The organism is Kribbella sp. (assembly GCF_035687465.1).
Classification (GTDB): Bacteria; Actinomycetota; Actinomycetes; order Propionibacteriales; family Kribbellaceae; genus Kribbella.
Genome location: NZ_DASRXP010000276.1, coordinates 1 through 5,792 on the forward strand (window position 1 = coordinate 1; position 5,792 = coordinate 5,792).

The following is a 5,792-nucleotide window of genomic DNA, read 5'->3' on the forward strand; positions in this document are numbered from 1 at the left end:
GCAAACCCGGCCGGACCTACTGCAGCAAGCCGATCAGGCGGTGAATGGCTTTGACCACCAGATCACCGACACCCGCGGACGCGCTGGTTCCCACTCCCTTAGCCAGGCTCTTGAGGGCTGGGAGCAACTGCCCCTTAAATACGCCGGGTTTCGCGGCCAGCTCTTTCAGTTCGACCACGGCCGCATCTGCTGCCTCGGTCTCGGCCGGGCCGATGTTCAGCAGGGATCTCACCTGCTCGTAGGTCGTTAACAACTGGAGGACCTCCTCCCGCTCGGCCGCTGTGACGGTGGTGGCAGTCACAGTCTGGGTGACGTCGCCGGCCCCGGTGTGCGCGACCGTGTTGTTGTTGCCGGTGATCGTGGTGATCGTCGTGGACGCTGTCGACCGGCTTACGACGTTGCCGTCGTTGACCGACCGGCCCTCCTCGACGCAGTCCTCCCCCTTGGCGGTGATGAACACGGTGTAGAGAATGTCGCCAGCGGTCTTCTGTCCCCTGACGTAACCGCGATCGAACAGCCAGGAGTGGGCCCCATCGCGTTCGTCCTGGGTGACCTGTTCTCCGTAGAAGGTCCGCGCCGGGCGGGCTGCGCCGTGCTTCTGGTCGAAGAGGTCGCGCAGTGCGATGTCGCGGACGTGTTTGCGTCGCTGGGCGACATCGCCACGGCGCTGTTGCAGGTCCTCGACCGCATCGGCACCCTCGCCAGTCAGGTGGCACGAGTACGCGCCGAAGCTCAGCGGAGTTACCAGGTTGCCGATCCATCCGCAGCGTTCGAGGTCGTCCAGTTCGTCGGCCAAGATCTGCTGCTGGGCTGCGTCGTACTGGTCGAATAGGCCGACCAGTCCGACGTCGACGTACGGACGGCTCTCGGCGGCGGTGAAGATCCACTCGGCGATCTCGCATCGCCGCAACTGCTGGCGGGAGAGCTCGTAGGGCTGCTGCATGCGGGGAGCGTAACTGGCCGGCGCCCGCGGGTCAGAAGTCCATGTTGTCGATCATGTCCTGGCGGTAGGAGTGGTACCGCACGAACTCCGCGAATACGCCAGCTGTGCGTGCGGCCGCGGCTTCCTCGCGGAAGGCCTCGCTGAAGGGGACGGCGAGGCCTTCGCGGATCCACTGCAAGGCATCGGTGAGCTTGGCGTCGATCCACGTGTCGATCTCATCGAGAAGGGCGAAGACGCTGTCCACGTCCGTTTCGTCGGCCGGCACAAAGGTGAAAAGCGGGCTGTCGCGGATCTTGGTCAAGCCGACGGGAACAGCGCCGATGCCAGCCGCGTGGAGATAGATCGACGCTCCGTGTCGCTTGTCGTTCCCTCCGTGGGAGTACGGGTTTCGCCACCGTTCCACCACCTCGGCCAGACGCTGCCGCAGCTGCGCAGCCTCACCCTGGTTTCCCAGCACGCGGGCGAACTTCTCGCTCCAGCGATCGCCGATGATCTTGGTGAGGTTGTCCTCCTCAGGATCGAAGTCGGTGAAAGCGAGGGCTAGGACGAGGTCGTGTTCCAGCAGGCTGAGGTAGGCGGTCAGTGCGGCGACCAGGTCGTGGAAGGCGTTCATCCGCATCCGGCCAGGGCCGTCGATGAACGAGGTGCCGGTGCCTCCGCCCTCAAGATCCCAGGTGGTCTGTTCACTCTCGATAACATCCGGAGAGAGGGCCCGGTCGCGGAAGTATTGGTAGGCGCGCTGGAGTGAGTGGTGCTGGTTGACCACGGTGGCCGCGCCGTGGCCAAGGATCTCCGGTGCGGCGTCGGCGATGAGATGTTCTACGGTTCGGGTGGCGGATCGGAGTTTGCCTGCGATTTGGTTCAGGGTCCGGTTGGCGACCTCCTCTGGTGCGTGGCTCCACAGCGCCAGGCGTACGCCGAATTTCTCGTGGGACAGCTGGCAGAGGTCGCCCTTGTAGGCGAACTCGATCCACCACGCGACTTTCTCAGCCGGCCCGTAGGCCTCCAGACCAATCAGTTCGAGGGCGTACTTCAGCAGCAGCGGCACCGGCACCTGATCAGGCGGCAGCGCCAGTCTCCGGCCGCTGACAGCCGGGATCTCCTTGTCGCTCTGCTGCCAGGGGCCGAAGTCCCGCAGCGCTCTGGTCTTCAGAAGTTCGCCAGCCCGGCCGGCCCCTGGTAGCTCTTCCACTCGGCAAGGATGCCAGCACAGCTTCCTCCCACAGGTCGCTTGTCACCGGACGCGCTGGCGATCGATGTGATCGAAGCGCAGGGTCTCGCCGACTCAGCTACTGTGACCGCCGTGAACGACACGGCTAACCAGCAGCGTGAACGGCGGGACGCTCAACGAGAAGCGGACCGAATCCGCAACCTGCTCCAGCAGCACGGCGGTCGCGAGTACGACCCCAGCCTCGAAGATGAACACTACGAAGGCGGCTTCGAGATCCACGTCGGGAAACGTGGAGGCCCACATACTGTTGGGGGTTTCATCATCGATCCCTTCCGCGTGTGGCCGCCGAAGATGCGGCAGCACGCTGAAACGCTGACTGCACACGGGTACCACGTGACGGTCCGTGAGTACTTCGATGGCGAGATCCTTGAGGTCACGCCGCCAGCCCGGCAGCCGCGCGCGGCGTGGCTGCGGCGACTCTTCCAGGGACCGGGGCGTCCGACTCGCTGACTGCCGGGTCCGGTCCGGTCCGGTCCGATGAGCGTCCTCGCGCCAACGACTCCCAATCCTGAACCGCGATCATGCTCGGTGGTCGGTGGCTGGACAGGCATCCGCACGTCCTGCGTTGTAGGTGCGGCGGTGGCATGCAACCGTCCGGTTGTGGATGTGCTCGCTGAGCGCGCTGCGGCGTCGAACTCGCTTTCCGTTAATGACATCATGCTCTGATGGTGGTGAGCTTCCGGGTGCGCCCGCGGCGTGTGATAGGTCCGATCCTTGCTTTGGCGTTGGTGGCGGCATTCACAGCCGTCCTCAAGATGAGTCAATCACCTCGCTGGCTTTCATGGCTGCCGGCATGGCTTTCGGTTGCAGTACTTGCCGTTCTTGCCGTAGTTGGCTTTACCGTAATCGAGCCTTGGGCGAAACGTCGGGAAGAGGAGGCGACCGACGAACGCAATGCGATTCGCCGCTTGCGCGACCATCTCGGTCGGCAAGACCTCCGACGACTGGGGGATGTCGATCCAGCCGCATTGCGTGTTCATCCCGCGATTGCGTTGCCGCCGGGCCTGCTCGAGCCGACTGTCGACCGCGGCACCGAGACAAGGCAACAACATGGCCGTTCTGCACCTCCAGCGAACGTTTCAGGAAAGTATCGCCGTTCAGACTACCTGCCAGCTTGGGTTGAACGAGAACGGGAGCCGGAGGTCTATCGGTGGCTTCGGTCAGCGAGCGAGACCGGTGGGTTTCTCGTGATCGTTGGAGACTCATCTGTTGGCAAGACACGGCTGCTCTACCAAGCGGTGCAAGCTCTTCTACCAGACTGGCACGTTTTGGTGCCAGACCTCGGTGAAGGCGACCTCGTAAACGCTGTCGCTGACTCGACATTCCGGCTGCCGAAGCTTGTGGTTTGGCTTGACGAATTGCAGCGCTACCTCCCCGGACCTTACCTGACAGAAGGCTCTACGGCGGTTACCCCGGGCGCTATCCGTCGACTGCTCGATGCGCCGACGCCTGTGGTCATTCTAGGAACTTTGTGGCCAGAGCACTGGGCGGACCTGCGAAGCGTCGATATGCGGTCCGATCCCAGAGCGAGCGGCCCCCTGTTTCACTTTCCAGGCGCCGCTGACATCTTGAGCAGTGACCGTGTGCAGGAGATCACGCTCCGGTCCTTCTCAACCGATGAGCGGAGGAAGACCGCACTACTCGCGTCCACTGATCCCCGCCTAGCCGATGCGGTGGCGGTACAGGACTTTGGAATCACGCAAGTCTTGGCAGGTGCACCGGAACTTATTCGACGCTATGAACGTGCTACCCCGCAGCAGCGCGCCATCCTATTCGCAGCCATCGATGCACGGCGACTAGGTATGCAAGATTCCTTAACAGAATCCCTCCTTTTCGCACTCACCCTCGCGTACCTTGACCAAACTCCGACCGACGCGGGCTGGTTTGAGTCAGACTTGGAGGGCATGAGTCTTAAGAGCCTTGCAACGGCACCTCTCGTGAAGGTGCCGGACAATGAGACACGGACACGTCGGTATACGGTCGCGGACTACCTGCTCCAGCACGCGATCAGCGAGCGCCGCACCGAGGCGGTCGCTCCCGCGTTCTGGCGTGCGCTTGTGGTTGGTGAGCTAGAACCATCTGATGCATACCGGCTCGGAATCAGAGCAGAAGATCGGATGCTTTACACCCATGCAATCGCCCTATACTTTCGTGCAGCCTTACATGGGCACGAGGACGCGGCCGATGATCTCGCGCTGCTGCTGGCGGTGCGTCGAGAACTAGATGCCACAGTTCAGCAATGCCTGGTCGCTGCCGCCGAGGGAAATGAAGCGGCCAGGCGGCTTGCGGAGTCTCTGATCGAGCGCGGGAACGTCGACCAGCTGACTACCCGTGCTGACTCCGGCGACACGAACGCAGCGTTCAGACTCGCATCCCTGCATCTCCGGCGTGGGGATCTAACAGCGCTGACAGCGCGGGCGGATGCAGGTGACGATTATGCCGGCGGAGCGCTCGCCGCCGCGCTGGCGGCGCGTGGCGATCGGGACGGTTTGGTCGCGCGGGCAGATGTTGGCGACGATGATGCCGCCTCGGACCTCGCGCAGTTGCTGGTGGCGCGAGGGGATCTGGAGGAGTTGGTCGCGCGGGCAGATGCTGGCGACGAGCATTCCGCCAAGGAATTTGCGGAGTTGCTGGTGGCGCGTGGGGATCTGGAGGAGTTGGTCGCGCGTGCGGATGCCGGCAACGAGTGGGCGGCCAGACAGCTTGCCAACGTGCTGGCGGCGCGTGGGGATCTGGACGGTTTGATCGCGCGTGCGGATGCCGGCAACGAGAAGGCCGCGGACGCAATGGCCCACATGCTAGTGGCGCGCGGGGATCTGGACACGCTGGCGACGCGCGCAACCGCCGGTGATGAGACTGCCGCAAGGGCGCTAACCCAGGTCCACGTAGCGCGCGCAGACTTGGACGGCTTGGCCGCGCGTGCGGATGCCGGTGACGAGAGCGCCGCGGACGCAATGGCCCACATGCTTATCGCGCGTGGGGATCTGGACGGTTTGGCCGCGCGTGCGGATGCCGGCGACGAGAGCGCCGCGGACGCGATGGCGGAGACACTGACCGCCGAGAGGTGGGTTGAAGGTAAACCCGGCTTGGTCAACGTACTCGTGGCCAAGGGGGATCTGGCGGGACTCGTTGCGCGAGCGGACGCTGGCGATCAGGAGGCGGCGGATGCGCTGGCTGACATGCTGGTGGCGCGTGGGGATCTGGGCGCGCTGGCGACGCGCGCCGATGCCGGTGATACCGACGCCGCGTTCACATTGGCTGACGCACTTGTGGCGCGTGGGGATCTGGACGCGCTGGCGACGCGCGCCGACGCCGGTGATACCGACGCCGCGTTCACATTGGCTGACGCACTGGTAGCGCAAGGGGACCTGGCCACGTTGACGTCGAGGGCGGATGGCGGTGATGACATTGCCGCCTACAGGTTGGGCACCATGCTGGTGGCGCGCGGAGATCTCGCCGCGTTGACGTCGAGGGCGGATGGCGGTGATCACAGCGCAGCCCACTCGTTGGCCAACGCGCTGGTAGCGCAAGGGGACCTGGCCACGTTGACGTCGAGGGCGGATGGCGGTGATGACAGCGCAGCCTCCCGGCTCGCCGATGTGCTAGCTGCGGCTGGAG

Annotated in this window: 4 protein-coding genes; 2 read left to right on the forward strand and 2 right to left on the reverse strand. The window is 64.4% G+C overall.

Features of this window, described 5'->3' with window-relative positions; translation table 11 throughout:
- Positions 1-16 precede the first annotated feature (16 nt).
- Together VFG33_RS13730 and VFG33_RS13735 are read right to left on the reverse strand one after the other, a co-directional pair.
- Positions 17-943, reverse strand: a complete 927-nt coding sequence (locus VFG33_RS13730; protein ID WP_325026241.1) for a hypothetical protein — start codon at positions 941-943, stop codon at positions 17-19.
- A 31-nt stretch (positions 944-974) separates the two neighbouring features.
- Positions 975-2,135: a hypothetical protein gene (locus tag VFG33_RS13735; protein WP_325026244.1), complete on the reverse strand. Its 1,161-nt coding sequence runs from the start codon at positions 2,133-2,135 to the stop codon at positions 975-977.
- A gap of 9 nt (positions 2,136-2,144) precedes the next feature.
- On the opposite strand from VFG33_RS13735, the gene VFG33_RS13740 reads away from it, so the two are divergent.
- Complete coding sequence (locus tag VFG33_RS13740; RefSeq protein ID WP_325026246.1) at positions 2,145-2,624, forward strand: hypothetical protein; 480 nt, start codon at positions 2,145-2,147, stop codon at positions 2,622-2,624.
- Between the two features lie 215 nt (positions 2,625-2,839).
- Positions 2,840-5,792, forward strand: a 2,953-nt coding sequence (locus tag VFG33_RS13745) for a coiled-coil domain-containing protein (protein WP_325026248.1), incomplete at its 3' end; no start/stop codon positions are given.